The 216-nt window shown below is 55.6% G+C and carries 1 protein-coding gene; it reads right to left on the bottom strand.

The features are described from left to right. Positions 1-33 precede the first annotated feature (33 nt). Positions 34-216, bottom strand: a 183-nt coding sequence (locus H9X84_RS12970) for a transposase (RefSeq protein WP_205134654.1), incomplete at its 5' end; no start/stop codon positions are given.

Raw genomic sequence — 216 nt, forward strand, 5'->3', positions numbered from 1 at the left:
CAAATTGGTTTGCAAGCTCTGGTGTGAATGAAGTCAGCCAGCAATGGAGGTATCCTTAACGGCAGCCTCCAGGTGCTTCATGTTCATGTACTTTTTGTTGCCCCACTGGGTACCGGCCACATGGCGCAGCCGGGCACAGACCAGCATGAGAGCAGAGTTGCCGTCAGGGAAGCTACCTACTACACGGGTGCGGCGACGGATCTCTCGATTTAGCCG

The sequence above is a fragment of the Anaerotignum lactatifermentans genome (assembly GCF_016902535.1).
GTDB classification, from domain to species: Bacteria; Bacillota; Clostridia; order Lachnospirales; family Anaerotignaceae; genus Anaerotignum; species Anaerotignum lactatifermentans_A.